The following is a 20058-nucleotide window of genomic DNA, read 5'->3' on the forward strand; positions in this document are numbered from 1 at the left end:
CTAATCCGTCCAGGCGGAGTGCAGGATCGCGGTGACCGCGGCCATCCGCGCCGAGCGCACCACGGCGCTGAGCGGCCGCAGCGCGTCGCTGGCGATCCGGGCTTCCGACGACGACTGCGTGCCGAGCGGTTCGAGCCCCGCCACGACGGGGGCCGCGAAGCGGTCCGGCGAGTCGGCCGGTCGATTCAACCCCGCGCTCACCGCGATGATCGCGTCGACGTGCGCGGCGTTCTCCAGCACCCGCAACGCGCGCGTCGGCGCATGGTCGGGAACGCGGTGCTGGCGAGCCGATTCCAGCAGCTGCTCGATGAGCGCCCGCGGATCGTCGACGTCGGCGGCGGACGCCAGCCCGATCTCCCCGAGCGCGTCGGCGGCCGACCGCACCGCCGACCGCAGGCTGTATTCGGCATCGCCGAGCTCGTAGTGGTCGAACGCCGGCGCGCCGGGCAGCGAGTACACCGTCCACGCCAGCGATTCGGGGATGTCCGAGTCGTCGAACTCGTCGTAGGAGAACTCGGGAACCAGGCCGACGGCGGTCGCGGGGTCGTCCGGGCTGGTGATGATCACCGCCTCGCCCGAGGCCAGCGCATCCCGCGAGAACTGCGTCCCCGCGGCCAGACCGCGCACGTCACCGGGGACCGGCATGACCACGTTGATCGACCCGCGTAACCGCCCGGGGCCGTCCGATGGGCGGCCCACCGCCGCGCGCAGCGTCTGCAGCAGCGACACCGTGCCGACGTCGTGCACGTCGGGCCACGGCAGCCCGGTATGACCCGCGGCGACGGCATCATACGCAGTGACCGATTGCTTTGGCGCCCATATCGATAACGCGTCCAAGACGTCGTCGGGCGCGGCCTTGCCGGCGAGCCACGCGTTGGCCCACAGGGACAGCGAGACACTAGGACACCACATGATTTCGCAGTGTAGTTGTTTGATCCGGCAAAGGCGGGGGGCGCGCGTATTCTGACCGCATGGCCGCCGCGGTCGTCTGGCTGATATTCGCGCTGGTGCTTGCCGGTGCGGAGGCGCTCACCGGGCATTTGTTCTTGGTGATGCTCGGCGGCGGCGCGTTGGCCGCCTCGGCGACGAGTTGGCTGACCGATTGGCCGGTGTGGGCCAACGGCGGGGTGTTCCTGATCGTCTCCCTCCTGCTGCTAGTGCTGGTCCGTCCCGCCCTGCGGCGGCGACTGACGCCCGCCGTGGCGCTCCCGACCGGAGTCAAGGCGCTGGAGGGCAGGAACGCGCGGGTGCTCGACCGCGTAGCCCGCGACGAGGGCCAGGTGAAGCTCGACGGCGAGGTGTGGACGGCGCGCCCGCTCAACGAGGACGACGTTTTCGAACCCGGCGAGTCGGTGACCGTCATGCGCATCGACGGCGCCACGGCGGTGGTCTTCCGGAGCGGTCTTTAGCGGCCGCGAGAGGCACTGCGAGAGAAAGGAACTGCCGTGGAAGGTGCGGTAGCTGGGTTGGTGTTGCTGGCCGTATTAGTGATTTTCGCCATCGTGGTGGTGGCCAAATCGGTGGCCCTGATCCCTCAGGCCGAGGCGGCCGTGATCGAGCGGCTGGGCCGCTACAGCCGCACGGTGAGCGGGCAGCTGACGCTGTTGGTGCCGTTCATCGACCGCGTCCGCGCGCGGGTGGACCTGCGCGAACGGGTGGTGTCCTTTCCGCCGCAGCCGGTGATCACCGAGGACAACCTGACGCTCAACATCGACACCGTCGTGTATTTCCAGGTCACCAACCCGCAGGCAGCGGTCTACCAGATCAGCAACTACATCGTCGGTGTCGAACAGCTGACGACCACCACGCTGCGCAACGTGGTCGGCGGGATGACGCTCGAGCAAACATTGACCTCGCGCGACCAGATCAACGGCCAGCTGCGCGGCGTGCTCGACGAGGCCACCGGCCGGTGGGGCCTGCGGGTGGCACGGGTGGAATTGCGCAGCATCGACCCGCCGCCGTCGATTCAGGCGTCGATGGAGAAGCAGATGAAGGCCGACCGGGAGAAGCGGGCGATGATCCTGACGGCCGAGGGCACCCGGGAGGCGGCGATCAAGCAGGCCGAGGGCGCCAAGCAGGCGCAGATCCTGGCAGCCGAGGGCGCGAAGCAGGCCGCGATCCTGGCCGCCGAGGCCGAACGCCAATCCCGGATGCTGCGCGCGCAGGGTGAGCGCGCCGCGTCCTACCTCCAGGCGCAGGGGCAGGCGAAGGCGATCGAGAAGACCTTCGCGGCGATCAAGGCGGGCAGGCCGACCCCGGAGATGCTGGCTTACCAGTACCTGCAGACGCTGCCCGAGATGGCGCGCGGCGACGCCAACAAGGTCTGGGTGGTACCCAGCGATTTCAGCGCGGCGCTGCAGGGGTTCACCAAGCTGCTGGGCGCGCCGGGCGAGGACGGGGTGTTCCGGTTCCAGCCCTCCCCGGTCGAGGATGCGCCCAAACACAGCGCCGACGACGACGCCGACGTCGCTGACTGGTTCTCCACCGAGACCGACCCGGCGATCGCACAGGCGGTGGCCAAGGCCGAGGCGATCGCCCGCCAGCCGGTGGACGGCGCGCACGGGGCTCCTCCGGAACTCATACAGTAGCCGCCATAGGATTGCCGGATGACTGCTCTGACGTCCCCGAAAACCTATGCGGGACTTGCCGCGTTCCACGCCGTCGACGCGGTCGCCTGCGCGATCCCGCTCGCTCCCATCAAGAAGACCCTGGACGACGTGGGGCTCCCGGAGAACATTCGGCCGGTGCTGCCGGTCGTCAAGGGGGCGGCCGCCGTCGGGCTGATCTCGGTCACCTGGTTCCCGGCCCTGGCGCGCTTGACGACGGCGATGCTGACGCTGTACTTCGCCCTTGCCGTCGGTGCCCACATCCGCGCGGGCGACAAGCCGGTCAAGGCGCTTCCGGCCGCGTCGTTCCTGGCGCTGTTCGCCGCGATGACGGTCACGGGGCCCGAGCGCCGCTAGCGCAGGCGCAGCTCTACCGTCGCCCTGTGCGCCGAGGGCCGAAACCCGGACAGATTCCCCAGCGCGGCCAAGCGTGGGTAGAGGCGTTGTAAGTGCCTCACCGACCCCAGTCGGGAAGTCGACGATAAGGGAAATCGACGTTAAGCGGTAGCGGCGGGTCGGCGGACCACTCGGTAAGCGAACCGCCATACACCGAGACGTTTCGACGTTCGACTCGTATGTGGCCACACAGAACCAGGGCCGTCCTCGCCGACTACCGTCTCGGAGCCCGCTCTGAACCACGGACGCGACGACCAGGCATTGTTCAGCCGGTCACAGGTGACCACGACCGCGCCCGGGTGCACTCCGAGGGCACGGGCTGCCTTCCGGGACTCGTCGCCGCCGGCCCGGAGAACGGCGGCCCGGTCGACTGACCGGAGAAGTCACAGAGAAGATTTGCCCTTCGGTGACGAATTGCGGACGGCCGTTGGTGAATTGACAATTGCACCTCAGTCCGACCCGGATCAGCGAAGTGCCGAGGACGAGCAGCCGCGGATCGTCCGTCAACTGGACCGTAGACCGGGTGCGGGTCGACGTATGCGCGGGGCCGGTGGCCGCGATCAAGATCCTCCCGGTAGGTGTCGATAGCGTCATACTCAGTGTCAGGGTGAGGTGCCGCTGATCGCGGTGGTGGGATCCTGATCATCTGGTGCTTGGCTCGTAGCGTCGGTGCCGCCTTCGGGTTGGCGTGCATGCGTTTTGTCGGCACCAGGTGTGAAGGACCGGCCGGCGTGACTTGATAGGAGCGTGGCACCGCCCCCACTGAGGTTTGTCCGCCGACCGGCCCAACCGTCACCTCTCAGTGAATGGAGGCAACCACCATGGTTGTTGTTGGAGCCGATGTACACAAGCGCACGCATACCTTTGTCGCCGTCGACGAGGTGGGCCGCAAGGTTGGTGAGAAGACCGTTACGGCGGTCACCGCTGGGCATGCCGAGGCGGTGATGTGGGCCCGCGAACATTTCGGCGACGACGTCGTCTGGGCCATCGAGGACTGCCGGCACTTGTCGGCGCGTCTGGAACGCGACCTGTTCGGATTTGGTCAGAACGTGGTGCGGGTTCCCCCGAAGATGATGGCTCAGGTGCGGGCTTCGGCGCACGCGCGGCAAGTCCGATCCCATCGATGCGTTGGCGGTCGCGCGGGCATTTCTGCGCGAGCCAGATCTGCCCGTCGCCTCTCACGACGAGGTGTCACGTGAGTTGAAGTTGTTGGTCGATCGCCGCGAAGTCCTTGTCGCACAACGGACTGCGATGATCAACCGGCTGCGCTGGCGTATTCACGAGCTCGATCCCGAGCGCGCCCCGGTGGCTCGGTCATTGGACCTGGCCAAACACCGGGTCATCCTCGGTGACTGGCTGAACACCCTCGACGGTCTGCTCGCCGAGTTGGCCAGCGACGAGTTGGCCGACATCACTCGACTCACCGAACAGATCAACGCCTTGGCTAAACGCATCGGTGAGCATGTGCGTGCCGTCGCCCCGGTGCTGCTGGCGATGCCCGGATGCGGGGAGCTGACCGCGGCCAAGCTTGTCGGCGAGACCGCTGGCGTCACCCGATTCAAGAGTGAGGCAGCTTTCGCCCGCCATAGCGGTGTGGCGCCGGTGCCGGTGTGGTCGGGCAACACCCACCGGGTCCGGATGACGCGTTCGGGCAACCGCCAGCTCAACGCTGCGCTGCACCGCATCGCGGTCACCCAGATTCGCCTCGACGGCCTAGGCCAGACCTACTACCGGCACCGCCTCGCTCAAGGCGACTCCGCCCCCGAAGCTCTTCGTTGCCTCAAGCGCCGCCTCGCCCGCGTCGTCTTTCGCCACCTTCACACCGACCACAACAACCGCCAAAAGCCTTGCCAACTGGCAGCGGCTTGACATAGGAGAAACCCATGTATGCACTTGCCGGGGGAGCGTGCCGGTGAGCGTCATCGGAAAAGAGCAGCGGGACTCGTCCCAATACGAGGTGCTCAGGCGGATGTTCCTCGACAGACAATTCGTTCCTGGCGAGCAGCTGATTCCTGGTCGATTGAGCCAACTCCTCGGTGTTTCTCGCACGCCGGTACGCGAGGCGCTGGCGCTGTTCGAGCGCGACGGTGTCGTCCGGCAAGAGCACACGCGGCAACGTGGTCATCGACCCCTCGCCGCAGCAGCTGATGGAGATCCTGGAGGCCCCCCGTCCTGCCTCGGTTCAGAACGGACGGAATTCAACGTGGCAGCGTCGCCCCAATCGCCGCGGTACCGGGGACGAGGTCCATGCGGGAAAAAGTCGCCCCGGTTGCAATCTCGGCGCAGAGGCCAGACCCGGCGTATCGTACGAGACCATGTGGACGGATCGGTGTAGCTGTCAGTGCTACATGAATCCGCACGCCGCGTTGGCGATTTCCCAGTGTATTAAGCGCGGCCCATGCTTCGCGGGCCGCGCGGCGCCGTTTCACCCCATCTTCTGAGCCGATCATGTTTCTAGCGTGACCGGAATTTAGGGCGCTGCGCATAAATTCGCATTTTTCAAGTTACCGACAGCGGCATTGCCGTTGCCTATTCTTATTCTTGGAGACTCGTGCTACGAATACTGTCGAATTTTGATAACCTCATTTTGAACACCGACACTTACAACCACTCGCACTGGAATATTTACCCGCCGGGTACCGAATATGTGTCGAGTTATATCGAATCACGGGGCGACCTATTTCCGGCGCACCTGTTTGTCGGATTGCAGGCGTTCGTCAAGAAACACCTGGTGCGGCCGCTGACGATCGACGACATCGACGAGGCCGGGACCCGTCACCCGCCAGCACGAGATCCCGTTCAACCGGAAGGCCGGCTCGGTGCGGTCAACCACCATGGCGGCCGGCTGCCGGTGCAGACCCAGGTCGTGCCCGACGGTACGGTGCTGCCCAAACGGGTGTGCTGGTGCGGGCAGTGGAAATCGACGTGGAATATCCATGGGCGACAAGTGCTTTCGAAGCCGCCCTCACATCGGAAGTCCAGGGCATCCCGGCCTGACCAACACGCGCGGGCGGACGCGATGGGTGCCTGGCGTATCCGCGGTGCCCGCGCCGCCATTAGTCGAGAACTCATTGACAACAAAGGAACGTGAAACTCACCATGAGCACACCTAGAGTGCAATCCGCACAGGTCGGCGAGCTTGTGCCCGGCACGACCCACGGCATCATCCCTGCGCTGGACGTCCCTTCTACCGCCGTGGTGCGCGACATCGTCGTCGCTACCAGCTCGGTGCCCGGGGTGGTTGGCTACAAATTGGGCCTGGCCACCGTCCTCGAACTGGGACTGGCCGCCGCCGTAGACCTCGTCACCACGCTGACCGACTTGCCCATCATCTACGACCACCAAAAGGCGGGCCTGGATATTCCCAGCAATGCCGACAACTTCGCCCGTTCGCTGAGCGCCGCCGGAGTCACCGCGGCGGTCGTTTTCCCGATCGCGGGGCCGCGTGCCACCGTGGAGTACATCTCGGCGATGCGTGTCGCCGGCATCGTTCCGTTGGTCGGCGGTCTGTTGCCCATTCCTGATTACACACAGGCGGCGGGGGGTTGGGTCAGTGACGACGTGCTCGAACACGTTACGCGGATCGCGTTGGCGCACAATGAAAAACATATCGTCGTCCCGGCGGGCGCCCACATCGGCTCGATAGTTCGCGTGGCCGAGGAGACGGGAATTCGGCCGCGGCTGTTCGTGCCGGGCATCAGCGCGTCCGGCCGTGAACTGGAGGCCCTGTCTGACGTGGTGGACCGCATTTCCGGCGTGTATCCGATCGTCGGCCGAGCGGTGGTGGCGGCCGACGACCCCGCGACTGCTGCGGCGCGGCTGGTGTCGGCGCTCAATGACGCGGTTTCGGCGGGCGGGGGGATCCGATGAGCTCGTTGTTCCCTGCCGCGATCCAGGCCAGCGCCGACCAGCTTGTCCGCGCTGCCGCTGATGCCGGCTTGCGCATCGCAACCGCCGAGACCGTCACCGGTGGTCTGCTGGCGGCCACCCTCACCGAAGTGCCTGGCGTGTCAAAGGTCTTTGAACGGGGCTTTGTGCTCTATCACCAGGACGCGAAGACCACTGGGCTCGGAGTGGACCCTGCCTTGGCGGCCGAGTATGGGGCGGTCAGCCAGCCCGTAACGTCCGCGCTCGCGCTGGGGTTGGCGAACAATACCGACGCCGATGTCGGTGTCGCGGTCACCGGTTATGCCGGGCCTACGGGCGGCAACGACAATGATCCGGTCGGCACCATCTATCTGGCGGGTTTCGACCGCGACGGGCGTGCGATCGGTCAGCGCGAGGTGTTCACCGGTGATCGGCTAACCGTGAAACTCTCGGCGGTGGCCGCCGCGCTGGCGCTGTTGCAGAAGCTGGTTTCGGGATTGGTGGACACATGAGCGTGCTCAAAGCCTTCGACGTGGGTGGCACGCTCGGGGGAACTCGCCGAGTTCGAGTTCCATAGTCGGCTCACCCGCTGGGCAGGGGCTGACCGCGGCCCGTTATCGACGCGGCGTTCACTGAGGCGACGTGGGGCGGGATCGGCCATTGCGGGCGGTGTGGGGTGACATCACCGCGCGGGGCGAAGCCGCGGTCGTGATCCCGCCGTCGCCGCTGTTCTTCGTCGAACGCTGTCGCGGCGAGGTCCGCTTCATGTCTCTCCTGTGCCCTCAGTCGGTTCAGTGACTCGTTCAGGCCGTCGTCGGCCCGGTGGCGGCGGCATCCTTAGTCGGTCCGTCAGCCGGCGCGCGGCCACCGAAGCCGCCAACGCCCTCGCTGCCGGCTAACCGAATACCCCGTCCTGTGCGGCCAGGAATCGAGGCTGCGCGGACGGGGCCGGCTGGCGGACCAGACAAGACGCCCATGGCAGCAACCACCGGCTTCCTTACTACTCGTGCGGCCCATACAGCCACTGTTGAGGAACTCGGCATCCGCTTGTACGGGGTTCGCCGGGGGAGGTGCCGGGATCAGCGGCGTTCGACCTCGCGAGACCGGAGCTGTCCATAACTGACGCTCCGGCGGGCGGCGGGTCAACGAAATACCCACTGATGCCGCTGAAATCGATTTGGCCACAGTTCATTTCGGTGGCGATTCGGGGCTGACCCGCACGTACTGCGAGCGCGGGCGCCTTCCGTGGGTGGCCGACGGCGTCCGCGCTGCGCTGACCAGCGGAATGTTCGAGTCGGCGTGGTTTCAACCGTGGTGGGGCCCACGCTCCCCGTGTACTCTTGCGTGCCATGTGGTCGGATCGGTGTAGCTGCCAGTGCTACATGAATCCCCACGCGGCCTTGGCGATTTCACACTGTATAGAGCGCGGCTCACTTTCGTGGGCCGCGCGGCGCCGTTTCCTCCCCTTTTTTGGGCTGGCCGCATTTTGAATGTGGCCCGGATCGTTCTGCGCTGCGCATAAAAAGCACATTCCAAGTCGCCGATAGCGATGTCGCTGTCGTTTTGTCTGAATAAACCGGAGTATTACTATGCCACGAATACTGTCGAATTTCGACAACCTCATTTTGAACACCGACACTTACAAGCATTCGCACTGGAATCTGTACCCGCCGGGTACCGAATATGTTTCGAGTTATATCGAATCACGGGGCGGCCCATTTCCGGCGCACCTATTCGTCGGGTTGCAGGCGTTCGTCAAGAAACACCTGCTGCGGCCGTTGACGATCGACGACATCGACGAGGCCGAGATCGTCACCCGTCAGCACGAAATCCCGTTCAACCGCAAAGGCTGGCTCGGCGTGGTCAACGACCATGGCGGCTACCTGCCGGTGGAGATCCAAGCCGTGCCCGAGGGTACGGTGCTGCCGAACAAGAACGTGCTAGTGCAGGTAGTGAATACCGACCCGGAATATCCATGGGCGACAAGTTTTTTCGAGACGGCGTTGCTGCGGGCTATTTGGTATCCCACGTCGGTCGCGACGACCAGTTGGCTGGCTAAGCAGCTGATCAGGGAAGCCCTGGAGAAGACCTCCGACCACCCGGAGATCCTTCGTGACGTGCTGCAGGACTACGGTGCGCGGGGTGTCAGCTCGCAGGAGTCGGCCGCGCTGGGCGGGCTGGCGCATCTGATCAATTTCCGCCAGACGAACACCATCTCGGGGTCCCTGGCGGCGACGTTGTATTACAACGCGCTGCGGCCGGCGATTTCGCAGCCCAATTCGGAGCACACGACGGTGACGTCTTGGGGGCGGGAAAACGAAGCCAAGGCTCACTCCAACCTGATCGAGCAGTACAAGGGATGGCCTTTCGTTGTCGCAGTGTCGGATTCCTACGATCTCGACAACGCGGTCCACAAAATATTCGGCGGTGAGCTCAAAGAACAGATCATCAACAGCGGGAGCACCATTTTGGTGCGCCCGGATTCGGGCGATCCGCCGACCGTCATCTCCGACACCATCGAAGGCCTGATCGAGGAGTTCGGGTCGCAGACGAACTCCAAGGGCTACCGGGTGCTTCCCGATTATGTGCGGACAGCGCAAGGGGATGGGTTGACGCTCGAGTCGCTCAAGCGAATCTATGCCGAGCTGGACCGAAGGGGATTGGCCGCCGACAATATTTACCTGGGTATGGGTGGCGGTCTGCTGCAGTACATCAACCGCGATTCGCTCGCATTCGCCCAGAAGGCCAGTGCGGCCAAGATCGACGGCGAATGGGTCGACGTGTTCAAGGAGCCCAAGACCGACACCGCCAAGCAGTCCAAACGGGGCCGGCTGGCGTTGGTCTTACGCGACGGCGAGTACCGGACGGTGCGGCAGGAGGAAGCCGGGGAAGGCGAAAACCTGCTGCGCACCGTCTATCGAAACGGGAAGCTGCTGGTCAACGACAACTTCGAAGACCTCATCGAACGCAGCGAACGTCCGGTACCGCGGTGGTATTACGCGCCGGTGCATGGCAGTGCGACTGCGGACCAACCGACGCGGTCGTCGATATCGTCCGTCAAGGGAATCCCCGCCTGACCCCCCGTCGCGAGCGGGCGCGATGGGAGCCTTGGACACCCCATCGCGGTCTGCCGCGCCATGCATCTCAGAACACGTTGACAGCTAAGGAAAGCGAAACCTGCTATGAGCACATTTGGAGTGCAATCCGTCGGGGCGGGCGATTTCAGACCCGCACTGACCCACGGCATCATCCCAGCCCTGGACGTCCCCACCACCGCCGCGGTGCGCGACATCGTCGCCGCCACCAGCTCGGTTCCCGGGGTTGTCGGCTACAAGCTGGGCCTGGCCACCGTCCTCGACCTGGGTCTGGCCGCCGCGGTCGACCTGGTCGCCGGGCTGACCGATCTTCCCATCATCTACGACCATCAAAAGGCCGGGCTGGATATCCCCAGCAACGCCAGCAACTTTGCGCATTCACTGGCCGCTGCCGGGGTCAGGGCGGCGGTCGTCTTTCCGGTCGCCGGCCCACGCGCCACCGTCGAGTACACGTCGGCGATCCGCACCGCCGGCATCGTACCGCTGGTCGGCGGTCTGTTGCCCGTGCCCGACTACACCAAGTCCTCAGGTGGGTGGGTCAGCGACGACGTGCTGGAACAAATCGTGCGGATCGCATTGGGCAACAATGAAACTCACCTCATAGTTCCAGCCGGTGACCACGTCGACCCGGTGGTCCGCGTGGCCGCGGATTTCGGGGTTCGCCCGACCTTGTTCGTGCCGGGCATCAGCGCGTCCGGGCAGGAGCTGGCGGTCCTGTCCGGCGTGGCCGGACGCGTTGCCGGCATCTACCCGATCGTCGGCCAGGAAGTGGTGGCAGCCGACGATCCGGCCGGAGTTGCGGTTCGGCTGGTGTCGGCGCTCAATGAGGCGGTCTCGGCGGGTGGGGGGATCCGATGACGTCATTTTTCCCCACGGCGATCCAGGACCGCGCGGCTCGGCTGATCCGCGCTGCCGCCGGCGCGAGCTTGTCCATCGCGACCGCCGAGACCGTCACCGGTGGGCTGCTGGCGGCCACCTTGACCGAAGTACCCGGCGCGTCAAAGGTTTTCGAACGGGGTTTCGTACTCTATCGCCACGACGCGAAATCGGCGGGGCTCGGGATGGACCCCGCCGTGGCGGCCGAGTATGGGGTGGTGAGCCAGCCCGTGACGGAGGCGCTCGCCCTGGGGCTGGAGAACAACACCGACGCCGACGTCGGTGTCGTTGTCACCGGTTACGCCGGCCCGACCGGCGGCAACGAGCGCGATCCGGTTGGCACGATCGATCTGGCGGGGTTCGACCGCGATGGGCGCGAGGTCTGTCGGCGCGACGTCTTCACCGGTGACCGGCTTACCGTGAAACTGTCGGCGGTGGCCGCCGCGCTGGCTTTGCTGGAGCAGCTGGTGTCCGGGCTGGTGCACGTATGAGTGTCCTCCACGTCTTCGACATGGACGGCACTCTGCTGCTGGGAAGTACCGCATCAGTGGAGCTCGCCCGTTACCTTGGTATCTCCGAACAGATTGCCATTCTCGAAAAGCTTTCTAGCGCAGGGGAACTAACCAATATCGAGTTCCATCGTCGCAGCCATCCGCTGTGGCAGGGATTGACCGCCGACGTCATCGACACGGTGTTCGCCCAGTCCCCGTGGATTGGTCATCTGCGGGCGGTGTGGGATGACATCGCCGCGCGAGGAGAGACGGCGATCGTGATCTCGATGTCGCCCTTGTTCTTCGTTCAACGGTTGTCGCGCTGGGGCGCGGCGCGGGTGTACGCCACTGACAGTCCCATAGGTTCAGTGTTTGACGAGACGCTGGTCTTGGAGGCTTACCACAAAGTGGAGATCGTCGAGCGCGTCGTGGCCGATGGTGGCTTCGATAAAGACCGGGTCGTCGCCTACGGAGACTCCCACACCGATATCCCCCTGTTCAGCACGGGGATTCGCAGTGTCGCGGTGAACGCCAGCGCGGCTGTCGAGGCATTGGCGTCCCTTCGGTATCGGGGCAACGACCTCCGGGAGGCATATGCGTTGGCGCGCAGCCTCATCGAATGATCCTCCGATACCGGTGGAGGGAACGCACGCGTTTGTCCAGTTCCGGTGCGCCGCGCTCTTCAAGTGGCTCGCCGGTAGCTGACTTTCAGCGTGGCCTGCCCGGAGGGGCGGCGACCACGACCATGTCCTACTTGTCCAGCCGGGGCTGCGCCAGCTCGGCGACGCGGAATTTCGCCGGCGCTGAGCATCCGGCGTTGGGATTGGCGGGGTCGCCCTCCTGACGCCGGTGCCCGCCGCGGTGGCGGCGCTCTCGGTCGTCAACGGCGCCGCTGCTGTCGGGTTGCTTTCGGTGACGTGGTTCCCCGCCCTGGCGCGCCTGACGACCGCGATGCTGAGGCTGTGCTCGAGCATCAGGATCCGCGAGCCGAATTGCGCGCCCGCCCCGGCTTTCGACCCCAACAGCCCGGGCGCTCATCGTGGCCGAGCGGGCTGCCGGCATCCGTTACATCCTTGCAAACGCCGCATAGGTGCAGGCAGTTCAGGGTATGAAGCATTCTCAATGAGTCAATCTCCCGGGGCATCCGACGAAGCGATCGTCGTCGACGATCGCGCGACACACCGGTCGATCCAGGGCACGGCGATCGGCAACTTCATGGAGGCGTACGACTTCACGCTCTTCAGCCTGGTCGCCACGCTGCTCGCCGAGACGTTCTACCCCGGCAACAATGCCGGCGCCGGCAACCTCATCGCCACGTTCGGCACGATGACGGCGGGCTTCGTCGTGCGGCCGCTCGGCGGCTTCATCTTCGGCCCGCTCGGTGACCGCATCGGGCGCAAGCCAGTGCTCGTCATGACGATCTCGATGATGGCGGTGTGCGCGGCCGCGACCGGCGTGCTGCCCGGGTACAACACGCTGGGAATCGCCGCCCCCATCCTGCTCACCACCATCCGCGTCTGTCAGGGCCTGTCCTCGGGCGGGGAGTACGCCGGCGCAATGACCTACATCGACGAACACGCGCCGGATCACCAGCGCGGGATGCTGGCCGGGTTCCTGCCGCTCGGCACGCTCGGTGGGTTCGTGGCGGGGGCGGTCCTGGTGACCGTGCTGGACACCGCCCTGCCGAAGGACGCCATGCTGGCCTGGGGCTGGCGCATCCCCTTCCTGCTGGCCGCCCCGCTGGGCCTGATCGCGCTGTACCTGCGGTCGCGGATCGACGAGTCGCCCGTGTACGAGCGGGCCCACCAGGACGCCCTCGCGCAGCCCGAACACGGGCAGTTCCGGCGCACGGTGGTGGAGCAGTGGCGGCCGCTGCTGCTGTGCATCGGGCTGGAGCTGGCCATCAGCGACACCAGCTACATGATCAGCGGGTACGTGCCGACATACCTGAAAAAGACGGTCGAGCTGCCGGACACCATGGCCCTGGCCATGGTTCTCGTGCTGCTGGCCCTGTTGATGACCGCGGTCGTGTCCGTCGGGAAGCTGTCGGATCGCATCGGCGTGAAACCGCTGATGTGGACGGGTTGCGGTCTGCTTCTCGCGGTGTCGATACCCGCGTTCTCGTTGATGCGCTACGGCGGCGGCTATCCCACGAAGTTCAGCGGCGTGCTGCTCGTCGGCTCCGCTATGCTGTTCCTGAGCAGCCTCGAGCCGGCGATTCTCCCGGCGCTGTTCCCGACCAGCGTGCGCTACGGGGCCCTCTCGATCGGGTTCAACATCGCGGTGTCCGCGTTCGGCGGTACCACGCCACTGATCGCCGAGTCGCTGGTCGCCGGCACCGGCAACCCGATGTGGCCGGCGTACATGCTGATGTTCGCGGGCCTGATCGGCACCGTCACGCTGTTCTTCACCCCGGAAGTGGCCGGCAGGCCGCTGCCGGGCGCCGAAACGGCCCGCGCTGTGCTGGAGGAACAGCCCTCGGACTAGCTGCGCGGTGAGCGAACGCGGCCGCACTCGGCGCCCGAGGGGTCAGCGCGGCGGGCCGGGAGGCAGCGGCGGCGCGGGCACGGCGCTCGGCGCGGCGGGCGCCGCCGGCGGCGTCGACAGCACCGACGGGTACGGCGGCGGCGGAAGTTCGACGCGGACCCTGAACACCAGCCCGGTCAGGGCGAACGCGGCGATCGCGCCGAGGACGAATCCCGCAAGCGCGGCCGCGACGACGAGGGCCGTGGAGTGGCGACGGACGGGGTCGGCGGTGGCCGGCGGGGGTGGCTGGTTGCTCATGTGACGTCCCGAAGTAGTCGTGTGCTGCTAACCCTATTTGCTGCGACGTGAAGCTAACTTCACGGTCGGTGAACGACAGTCTTCAGGTGGATCTCAGGATCGCGGCGCTAACAATGAGACATGGCTGAGTGGCGCCGGGGCGCACCGCGGGTGCTGGTGGTGGAGGACTCCGAGACCATCCGGGAAATGGTCGGCGAGGCGCTCATCGACGCCGGCTACCACACCGACGTCCGATGCGACGGCGCCGCGCTGGAAGACGCCCTCGAGGGGCTGCGGCCCGACCTGGTTGTGCTGGACGTGATGTTGCCGGGCCGCGACGGATTCGCGCTCATCGACGTCATCCGCGAGTGGTGCGACATCGGCATCGTCATGATCACGGCCCGCGACGCGCTGCACGACCGGGTGCGCGGCCTGGACGGCGGCGCCGACGACTACGTGGTCAAGCCGTTCGAGCTGGCCGAACTCGTGTCGCGGGTGGGTGCGGTGTTGCGCCGGCGCGGACGGCTGCCGCGGGCGCTCCAGGTGGGCGACTTGGTGCTCGACGCTGAATCCGGTGTCGCCGCTCGCGCCGGCCACGCGTTGGGCCTGACCGCCACCGAGCTGCGGCTGTTGCACTTCCTGGTCGAGCAGCGCGGCCGGATCGTCAGCGCCACCCAGATCCTCAACGCGGTGTGGGGCTACGACGCCTACGACCCGAACCTGGTGCAGGTCCACGTCAGCGGGCTGCGGCGCAAGCTCGAGGCGCACGGCCCCCGGATCCTGCACACGGTCCGCGGCATCGGCTACCGGCTGCAGGCGCCCAGGTCGTGACGGCAGACGACCCGGCCACACCGACGCCGTCGCTGCAGCGCCGGGTCACCGTCCTGGTGCTCGGGGTGCTCGCGGTCCTGCTGCTGGTGCTGGGCCTGGTCATCGACTTCAGTCTGCGCGCCCAGGCCCGCCGCGACCTCAACGACCGGCTACTCGCGGCGACGTCCCGCGCCGACGCGCTCGCCGTGGCCCGCACCCCGCCGAACCAGATCGCCGCCCAGCTCAACGGCGGCACCGTGCGAGCGCTCGTGGTCACCGCCGACGGCACGGCCTACGGCGACCCCGCGATCGATCCGCGGGGCATGGGCGGCACGTTCGTCCCGCCGATCGGGCCACCTGGCTATCCGCCCCCGCCGCCGGGCTATCCGCCCCCGCCGGGCTACCCACCGCCGCCACCGGACGAGCCGCCCGGGCCCCCCGACGCGACCGCCACCCAATTGGTGCACCCCCTGCCCGACGGCGGACGGGTGATCCTGGTCGCCGACACCACCCAGACCACGCAGGTGACGCGCCAGCTGCGGCAGCTGATGATCGGTGCGGGCGTGGTGACGCTGCTGGTGGCGGCGCTGCTGTCACTGGCCGTCAGCCGGGTCGCGCTGCGGCCACTGGGCCGGCTCACCGCGTTGGCGGCCGACATCACCACCGGTGACCGCGGCCGGCGATTGCGTCCGACGCGGACCGACACCGAGCTCGGCCGCGCGGCCGGCGCCTTCGACGGGATGCTGGGGGCACTGGAGACCTCCGAGCGCCGCGCCCGGCAGGCCGCCGACGCCGCCCGACGCGCCGAGACGGCCACCCGGCGATTTCTGGTCGACGCGGCGCACGAGCTGCGCACCCCGATCGCCGGTATCCAGGCCGCTGCCGAACAGCTCGCGACCAGCGCGGCGCAGCATCAGGACGACGCGGCCGCCCGGGGCCAGTACCGTCGCGCCACCCTCTTGCTATCCGACGCGCGCCGCGCCGGGCGGCTGGTGGCCGACATGCTCGACCTGAGCCGGGTCGACGCCGGCCTCCCGCTGGAGGTGCACGACGTGGATCTCGCCGCGATCGTCGACGCCGAAGCCGACCGCACGGCCATGCTCGCGCCGCGGCTCACCGTGATCCGGACCGGCGAGAGCGAACTCGAGGTCACGGCCGACCCGAGCCGGCTGGCGCAGATACTGTCCAATTTGCTCGATAACGCCCGCAGGCACACCCCGGCCGGCGGCGCGATCAGCATCGACCTCCGCACCCGCGACCACACCGCCGAGGTCACCGTGACCGACAGCGGGCCTGGGGTTCCGGACGGCGAGCGGGAACGCATCTTCGAGCGGTTGGTGCGGCTGGATCCCGGCCGGGCCGGCGATCACGGCGGGGCTGGCCTGGGCCTGTCCATCGCCAGGGCGCTGGCGCAGGCCCACGGTGGCGACCTGGTCTGTGTCCCGCGGAACGGCGGCGCGCAGTTCCGGCTCAGCCTGCCGCTCGCCGGGGTCGGTTAGGGCCCGGGCGGCGGCGGCATTCCGGGCGGCGGCGGCCCGAACGGACCGCCGGGGCCGCCGGGTCCGGGAGGCGGCGGCCCGAACGGACCGCCGGGTAAGCCGGGACCACCGGGCGGCGGCGGCCCGGGTTGCCCCGGCCCCGGCGGCGGCGGTGGCGGCTCGGCGCCGGCCACCGCGGTGCCGAGCCCGGCTGCGGCGACCCCGAGGGCGCCCGCCAGCAGCGAACCAGCGATCACTTGCTTCAACTTCATCGATTTTCTCCTCGTTGTTCGGTTGGGTCATCGGCTCGGTGGCGGCGCCGGCGTGGCGGGGGCAGGCGGTGGCCCGGGAGGTTGCTGTGGCTGGCCCGGCGGGGGACCCCACGCCCCCGGTGGCGGGTGGACGGCGAAGGGCGGCGGGGGCGGCGGGGGACCCCACGCCCCCGGTGGCGGCGGGCCCCAGCCCGGCGGCGGTGGCGGCGGGCCGCACAGGCCGGCCAGGGTGGCGGCCCCGAAGGCCCCGACGACCAGTCCGATCAGCCCGCTGCCGACCGCGACGCCGACGGGGTGCCGGTGAATCACGGACGGGGGCGCCGCGGGCGGGGCCGGTGCGTCGGTGCGCAGCGCAGGTTGATCCTGCGATGCAGCCGTGCTGTGAGTGGGTTCCTCGCTGGTCACTGTGCCTCCTCGTCGTCGTGGCGATGACGGCGACGCTAGGAACGCGGCCTGAACTCAACCTGAAGAGCGCGCGGGAAGCCTCAGATCTTCAGGTTCGCTTCAGCGACTGGGCCGTTCTGCTGATTCGGCGCCGAGACTCCGCAGCGGTCGCGATGCCTGCGAAAGCACGACCCGCGAGCGATCTCGCGGGTCAACGCTCGTAGGGCTGGAAGAGGCCGGTCAGCCGACGGCGGCGGTCTCGGGCGAGTGCTCGTCGCCCCGGGAAGCCGGTTCCGTCCTGGCGCGGTGGTGCCGGCGGAAGTGGCGGATCTCGACGATCAGCCCGGTCAGCCCGAGCGCGCCCGTGCACACCGACACTCCGAACAGCAGCGAATTGGGGTGGCCGGCGAGCGCGTCACCCAGGATCACGACGGTGGCCGTGCCCGGAAGCAGGCCGACCAGCGTTGCGAGCGAGTACGGCAGCACCCGGACGGCCGACGCGCCCGCCGCGTAGTTGAGCGCCGAGAACGGCACGGCGGCGATCAGCCGCAGCGACAAGATGGCCAGCCAGCCGCGTTGCCGCAGCCGCTGGTCGACGGTGTCGATGGATCGATGCCGGACGAGCCGGTCGAGCCGCCATCCGGCGGCCCGCACCAGCAGCATCGCGATCATCGCGCTGACGGTGCTGGCAAGCACGGCGATCGCGATCCCCATCACCGGCCCGAACAGCAGGCCGGCCGCCAGTGTGAACGCGGTCCTCGGGATCGGCACCACCGTGACGACGACGTGAGTGAGGAAGAACGCCAGCGGGAACCAGGGGCCCATCGATTCCGCCCAGTCCCGCAACTGCACCGGCGAAGGGACCGGAAGCCAGCTCGCCAGCACGATCAGGACTGTGATCCCAACCACTGTGGCGATCACCCGGGGCCGCGACACCTGGCGCGCAGCAACACCCAGCGCGGCGCCGAGATCGCGCAGGGTTGCGGTGATTTTGCTGGTGGCGGAAGCCGTCACGGGTGTCAAGGTTACGGGGCCGAGGTGAATAATTCGTTGCCCGAGGCTGGCGTTTCATCACCGGGCCGGCCCGGTGGCCGCACCACGCGGTTTTTCGCCGCCGGGCCGCATCACTTAGCCTGATTAGCAACTGGCGTCCCGGGGGCAACCCCGCCACTTGCTGGGAAAAGGGAGCAATCGGTGTCCATTGACGTACCCGAACTAGCCGACCTAGAACAGGTTCGCGGGCGTTGGCGCACGGCGGTTGCCGGTGTGCTGGCCAAGAGCACCGGGAAGGATCCGGGGGAGCTGGGGGAGCAGCCCGAGCGGCTGCTGGAGACCCCGACTTACGACGGGATCGCCGTCCGTGCTCTGTACACGGCGCTCGACGAGCTGCCGGAACCGCCGCTGCCCGGCGAATGGCCGTATGTGCGCGGCGCCGACGGGCAGCGCGACGTGACCGCGGGCTGGAAGGTCGCCGAGGCGTTCGGGCCGGCCGCCGACAACGCCGCGGTGCTGGCCGCCCTCACGGACGGGGTCAGCGCGCTGCTGATCCGGGAGGGCAAGGGCGAGGCACTCGCGGCGCTACTGTCGGGCGTGCACCTGGACCTGGCCCCCGTGATCCTCGACGTGGGCGCCGATTATGCCGAGGCGAGCGGCGCGCTGCTGGCGCTCGTCGAGCGGCTGGACGCGGACAAAGTCTCCCGCTTGTCGATCGACCTGGGCGCCGACCCGTTGACGGCGAAGCTCAGCGGCCGGGCGGCCCCGCCGATCGAGCACGTCGTCGCGGTTGCCACCGGCATCGCCGGCCACCGCGGGGTGCGGGCGATCACGGTCGACGGGCCCGCCTTCCACAACCTGGGTGCCAACGAGTCGTGGGAGCTCGCCGGCAGCATCGGGGCAGCGGTGGCCTACCTGCGGGCGCTGACGGGGGCGGGGATCTCGGTCGGGGATGCGTTGCGCCACATCAGCTTCCGGTTCGCCGCCGACGATGACCAGTTCCTGACCATCGCCAAGATGCGCGCCGCCCGGCAGCTGTGGGCGCGCGTCGCGGAGGTGCTGGGCGACCCCGAAAGCGGCGCGGCCGTCGTGCACGCCGAGACGTCGCTGCCGATGATGACCCAGCGCGACCCCTGGGTGAACATGCTGCGCACGACGCTGGCCGCGTTCGGCGCCGGGGTGGGCGGCGCCGACACCGTGCTGGTGCATCCGTTCGACGCCGCGATCCCCGGCGGCTTTCCGGGCATGTCGTCCGGCTTCGCGCGGCGCATCGCCCGCAACACCCAGCTGCTGCTGCTGGAGGAGTCCCACGTGGGGCGGGTCCTGGACCCGGCCGGCGGATCCTGGTACGTCGAGGACCTCACCGAGCGGCTGGCCCGGCAGGCCTGGGAGCACTTCCAGGCCATCGAGTCGCGCGGCGGGTTCGTCGACGCCGCCGACCACGTCGCCGAGCAGATCGCCGAGGTCGCGGCCCGCCGCGCCGACGACATTGCGCACCGCCGCACCGCCGTGACCGGGGTGAACGAGTTTCCGAATCTCACCGAACCCGCTCTACCGCCGGATGATTCGACATCCACCGTCGCGCGTTACGCCGCCGCGTTCGAGGCCCTGCGGGACCGCTCGGATGCGTATCTGGCCCGCACCGGCGCGAGGCCGCAGGCGTTGCTGCTGCCGCTGGGCCCGCTGGCCGAACACAACATCCGGGCGACGTTCGCGGCCAACCTGCTCGCCTCGGGCGGCATCGAGGCCGTCAACCCCGGGCCGATTGATGCGGCCGGCGTCGCGCGGGCGGTCTCCGACGCGGGATCGCTGCCCGTCGCGGTCATCTGTGGCACCGACAAGCGCTATCAGGCCGAGTCCGCGGCGGTCGTCCAGGCGGCCCGCGACGCGGGCGTGTCGAGGGTGTACCTGGCCGGGCCCGAGAAGGCGGTCGGGGACGCCGCGCACCGGCCGGACGAATACCTGACCGCGAAAATCAATGCGGTCGAAGCACTGTCGAATCTGCTCACTCGGTTGGGGGCGTGACC

At 68.1% G+C, this 20058-nt stretch carries 20 protein-coding genes and 1 pseudogene; 16 read left to right on the plus strand and 5 right to left on the minus strand.

The features are described 5' to 3' along the window. Complete coding sequence (locus tag G6N56_RS01225) at positions 1 to 912, minus strand: Rv1486c family protein (RefSeq protein ID WP_085257087.1); 912 nt, start codon at positions 910 to 912, stop codon at positions 1 to 3. A gap of 59 nt (positions 913 to 971) precedes the next feature. Between G6N56_RS01225 and G6N56_RS01230 the strand changes: the two genes are divergently transcribed. The 13 genes and pseudogenes from G6N56_RS01230 (at position 972) to G6N56_RS01290 (ending at position 13818) form a co-directional block, all read left to right on the plus strand. Beyond that, on the plus strand, positions 972 to 1409 hold the full coding sequence (locus tag G6N56_RS01230) for an NfeD family protein (RefSeq protein WP_085257088.1): 438 nt from the start codon (positions 972 to 974) through the stop codon (positions 1407 to 1409). Between the two features lie 36 nt (positions 1410 to 1445). Further along, positions 1446 to 2588, plus strand: coding sequence for an SPFH domain-containing protein (locus tag G6N56_RS01235; protein WP_085257089.1), 1143 nt, complete (start codon positions 1446 to 1448; stop codon positions 2586 to 2588). An 18-nt stretch (positions 2589 to 2606) separates the two neighbouring features. Further along, positions 2607 to 2963 (plus strand): DoxX family protein, encoded by a 357-nt coding sequence (locus G6N56_RS01240; RefSeq protein ID WP_085257090.1) that lies wholly within the window; start codon positions 2607 to 2609, stop codon positions 2961 to 2963. Between the two features lie 845 nt (positions 2964 to 3808). Continuing rightward, positions 3809 to 4871 (plus strand): annotated as a pseudogene (locus tag G6N56_RS01245) (IS110 family RNA-guided transposase). An 88-nt stretch (positions 4872 to 4959) separates the two neighbouring features. Continuing rightward, positions 4960 to 5337: a GntR family transcriptional regulator gene (locus tag G6N56_RS29690; RefSeq protein ID WP_264020924.1), complete on the plus strand. Its 378-nt coding sequence runs from the start codon at positions 4960 to 4962 to the stop codon at positions 5335 to 5337. Positions 5338 to 5553: 216 nt separating this feature from the next. After that, on the plus strand, positions 5554 to 6093 hold the full coding sequence (locus G6N56_RS01255) for a nicotinamide phosphoribosyltransferase domain-containing protein (protein WP_142280713.1): 540 nt from the start codon (positions 5554 to 5556) through the stop codon (positions 6091 to 6093). A gap of 8 nt (positions 6094 to 6101) precedes the next feature. Continuing rightward, positions 6102 to 6872: an orotidine 5'-phosphate decarboxylase / HUMPS family protein gene (locus G6N56_RS01260; RefSeq protein ID WP_085256950.1), complete on the plus strand. Its 771-nt coding sequence runs from the start codon at positions 6102 to 6104 to the stop codon at positions 6870 to 6872. Beyond that, complete coding sequence (locus G6N56_RS01265; protein WP_085256946.1) at positions 6869 to 7381, plus strand: CinA family protein; 513 nt, start codon at positions 6869 to 6871, stop codon at positions 7379 to 7381. Before G6N56_RS01260 ends, G6N56_RS01265 begins: the two co-directional genes overlap by 4 nt. Before the next feature lie 1077 nt (positions 7382 to 8458). After that, complete coding sequence (locus G6N56_RS01270) at positions 8459 to 9946, plus strand: nicotinate phosphoribosyltransferase (protein ID WP_085256945.1); 1488 nt, start codon at positions 8459 to 8461, stop codon at positions 9944 to 9946. Positions 9947 to 10051: 105 nt separating this feature from the next. After that, entirely contained in the window at positions 10052 to 10822 is a 771-nt protein-coding gene (locus G6N56_RS01275; RefSeq protein ID WP_085256944.1) for a beta/alpha barrel domain-containing protein, read from the plus strand. Beyond that, on the plus strand, positions 10819 to 11331 hold the full coding sequence (locus tag G6N56_RS01280; RefSeq protein ID WP_085256943.1) for a CinA family protein: 513 nt from the start codon (positions 10819 to 10821) through the stop codon (positions 11329 to 11331). The genes G6N56_RS01275 and G6N56_RS01280 overlap by 4 nt, the downstream gene beginning before the upstream one ends. Positions 11332 to 11351: 20 nt before the next feature. Then, positions 11352 to 11954, plus strand: a complete 603-nt coding sequence (locus tag G6N56_RS01285; RefSeq protein ID WP_232069183.1) for an HAD family hydrolase — start codon at positions 11352 to 11354, stop codon at positions 11952 to 11954. A gap of 499 nt (positions 11955 to 12453) precedes the next feature. Next, positions 12454 to 13818 (plus strand): MFS transporter, encoded by a 1365-nt coding sequence (locus G6N56_RS01290; protein ID WP_085256941.1) that lies wholly within the window; start codon positions 12454 to 12456, stop codon positions 13816 to 13818. A 42-nt stretch (positions 13819 to 13860) separates the two neighbouring features. On the opposite strand, the gene G6N56_RS01295 is transcribed toward G6N56_RS01290, so the two are convergent. Continuing rightward, positions 13861 to 14115 carry a hypothetical protein gene (locus tag G6N56_RS01295; protein WP_085256940.1) on the minus strand — a complete coding sequence of 85 codons (255 nt, stop codon included), beginning with the start codon at positions 14113 to 14115 and terminating at the stop codon, positions 13861 to 13863. 120 nt (positions 14116 to 14235) lie between these two features. On the opposite strand from G6N56_RS01295, the gene G6N56_RS01300 reads away from it, so the two are divergent. Continuing rightward, positions 14236 to 14925 carry a response regulator transcription factor gene (locus G6N56_RS01300; protein WP_085256939.1) on the plus strand — a complete coding sequence of 230 codons (690 nt, stop codon included), beginning with the start codon at positions 14236 to 14238 and terminating at the stop codon, positions 14923 to 14925. Continuing rightward, complete coding sequence (locus tag G6N56_RS01305; protein WP_085256938.1) at positions 14922 to 16403, plus strand: sensor histidine kinase; 1482 nt, start codon at positions 14922 to 14924, stop codon at positions 16401 to 16403. Before G6N56_RS01300 ends, G6N56_RS01305 begins: the two co-directional genes overlap by 4 nt. Here the strand turns inward: G6N56_RS01305 and G6N56_RS01310 are convergent. The 3 genes from G6N56_RS01310 to G6N56_RS01320 all read right to left on the minus strand — a co-directional run bounded on the left by G6N56_RS01310 (position 16400) and on the right by G6N56_RS01320 (position 18052). Then, positions 16400 to 16654: a hypothetical protein gene (locus tag G6N56_RS01310; RefSeq protein ID WP_085256937.1), complete on the minus strand. Its 255-nt coding sequence runs from the start codon at positions 16652 to 16654 to the stop codon at positions 16400 to 16402. The two genes, G6N56_RS01305 and G6N56_RS01310, sit on opposite strands and share 4 nt — an antisense overlap. Before the next feature lie 27 nt (positions 16655 to 16681). Then, entirely contained in the window at positions 16682 to 17059 is a 378-nt protein-coding gene (locus tag G6N56_RS01315) for a hypothetical protein (RefSeq protein ID WP_180150457.1), read from the minus strand. Positions 17060 to 17278: 219 nt separating this feature from the next. Then, complete coding sequence (locus G6N56_RS01320; protein ID WP_085256936.1) at positions 17279 to 18052, minus strand: TVP38/TMEM64 family protein; 774 nt, start codon at positions 18050 to 18052, stop codon at positions 17279 to 17281. A gap of 180 nt (positions 18053 to 18232) precedes the next feature. Here G6N56_RS01320 and mutA point away from each other — a divergent pair, with 180 nt between their 5' ends. Then, the gene (gene mutA / locus G6N56_RS01325) at positions 18233 to 20056 is read left to right on the plus strand and encodes a methylmalonyl-CoA mutase small subunit (RefSeq protein ID WP_085256935.1); all 1824 of its coding nucleotides are present in this window, start codon (positions 18233 to 18235) and stop codon (positions 20054 to 20056) included. Positions 20057 to 20058: the final 2 nt, after the last annotated feature.

The sequence above is a fragment of the Mycobacterium saskatchewanense genome (genome assembly GCF_010729105.1).
GTDB lineage: Bacteria > Actinomycetota > Actinomycetes > Mycobacteriales > Mycobacteriaceae > Mycobacterium > Mycobacterium saskatchewanense.

Bases quoted from the DNA above. Each gene is read 5' to 3' on its own strand.
- G6N56_RS01225 (WP_085257087.1), bottom strand. From the start codon at position 912: ATGTGGTGTCCTAGTGTCTCGCTGTCCCTGTGGGCCAACGCGTGGCTC.
- G6N56_RS01230 (WP_085257088.1), top strand. From the start codon at position 972: ATGGCCGCCGCGGTCGTCTGGCTGATATTCGCGCTGGTGCTTGCCGGT.
- G6N56_RS01240 (WP_085257090.1), top strand. From the start codon at position 2,607: ATGACTGCTCTGACGTCCCCGAAAACCTATGCGGGACTTGCCGCGTTC.
- G6N56_RS01260 (WP_085256950.1), top strand. From the start codon at position 6,102: ATGAGCACACCTAGAGTGCAATCCGCACAGGTCGGCGAGCTTGTGCCC.
- G6N56_RS01265 (WP_085256946.1), top strand. From the start codon at position 6,869: ATGAGCTCGTTGTTCCCTGCCGCGATCCAGGCCAGCGCCGACCAGCTT.
- G6N56_RS01270 (WP_085256945.1), top strand. From the start codon at position 8,459: ATGCCACGAATACTGTCGAATTTCGACAACCTCATTTTGAACACCGAC.
- G6N56_RS01275 (WP_085256944.1), top strand. From the start codon at position 10,052: ATGAGCACATTTGGAGTGCAATCCGTCGGGGCGGGCGATTTCAGACCC.
- G6N56_RS01280 (WP_085256943.1), top strand. From the start codon at position 10,819: ATGACGTCATTTTTCCCCACGGCGATCCAGGACCGCGCGGCTCGGCTG.
- G6N56_RS01285 (WP_232069183.1), top strand. From the start codon at position 11,352: ATGGACGGCACTCTGCTGCTGGGAAGTACCGCATCAGTGGAGCTCGCC.
- G6N56_RS01290 (WP_085256941.1), top strand. From the start codon at position 12,454: ATGAGTCAATCTCCCGGGGCATCCGACGAAGCGATCGTCGTCGACGAT.
- G6N56_RS01295 (WP_085256940.1), bottom strand. From the start codon at position 14,115: ATGAGCAACCAGCCACCCCCGCCGGCCACCGCCGACCCCGTCCGTCGC.
- G6N56_RS01300 (WP_085256939.1), top strand. From the start codon at position 14,236: ATGGCTGAGTGGCGCCGGGGCGCACCGCGGGTGCTGGTGGTGGAGGAC.
- G6N56_RS01310 (WP_085256937.1), bottom strand. From the start codon at position 16,654: ATGAAGTTGAAGCAAGTGATCGCTGGTTCGCTGCTGGCGGGCGCCCTC.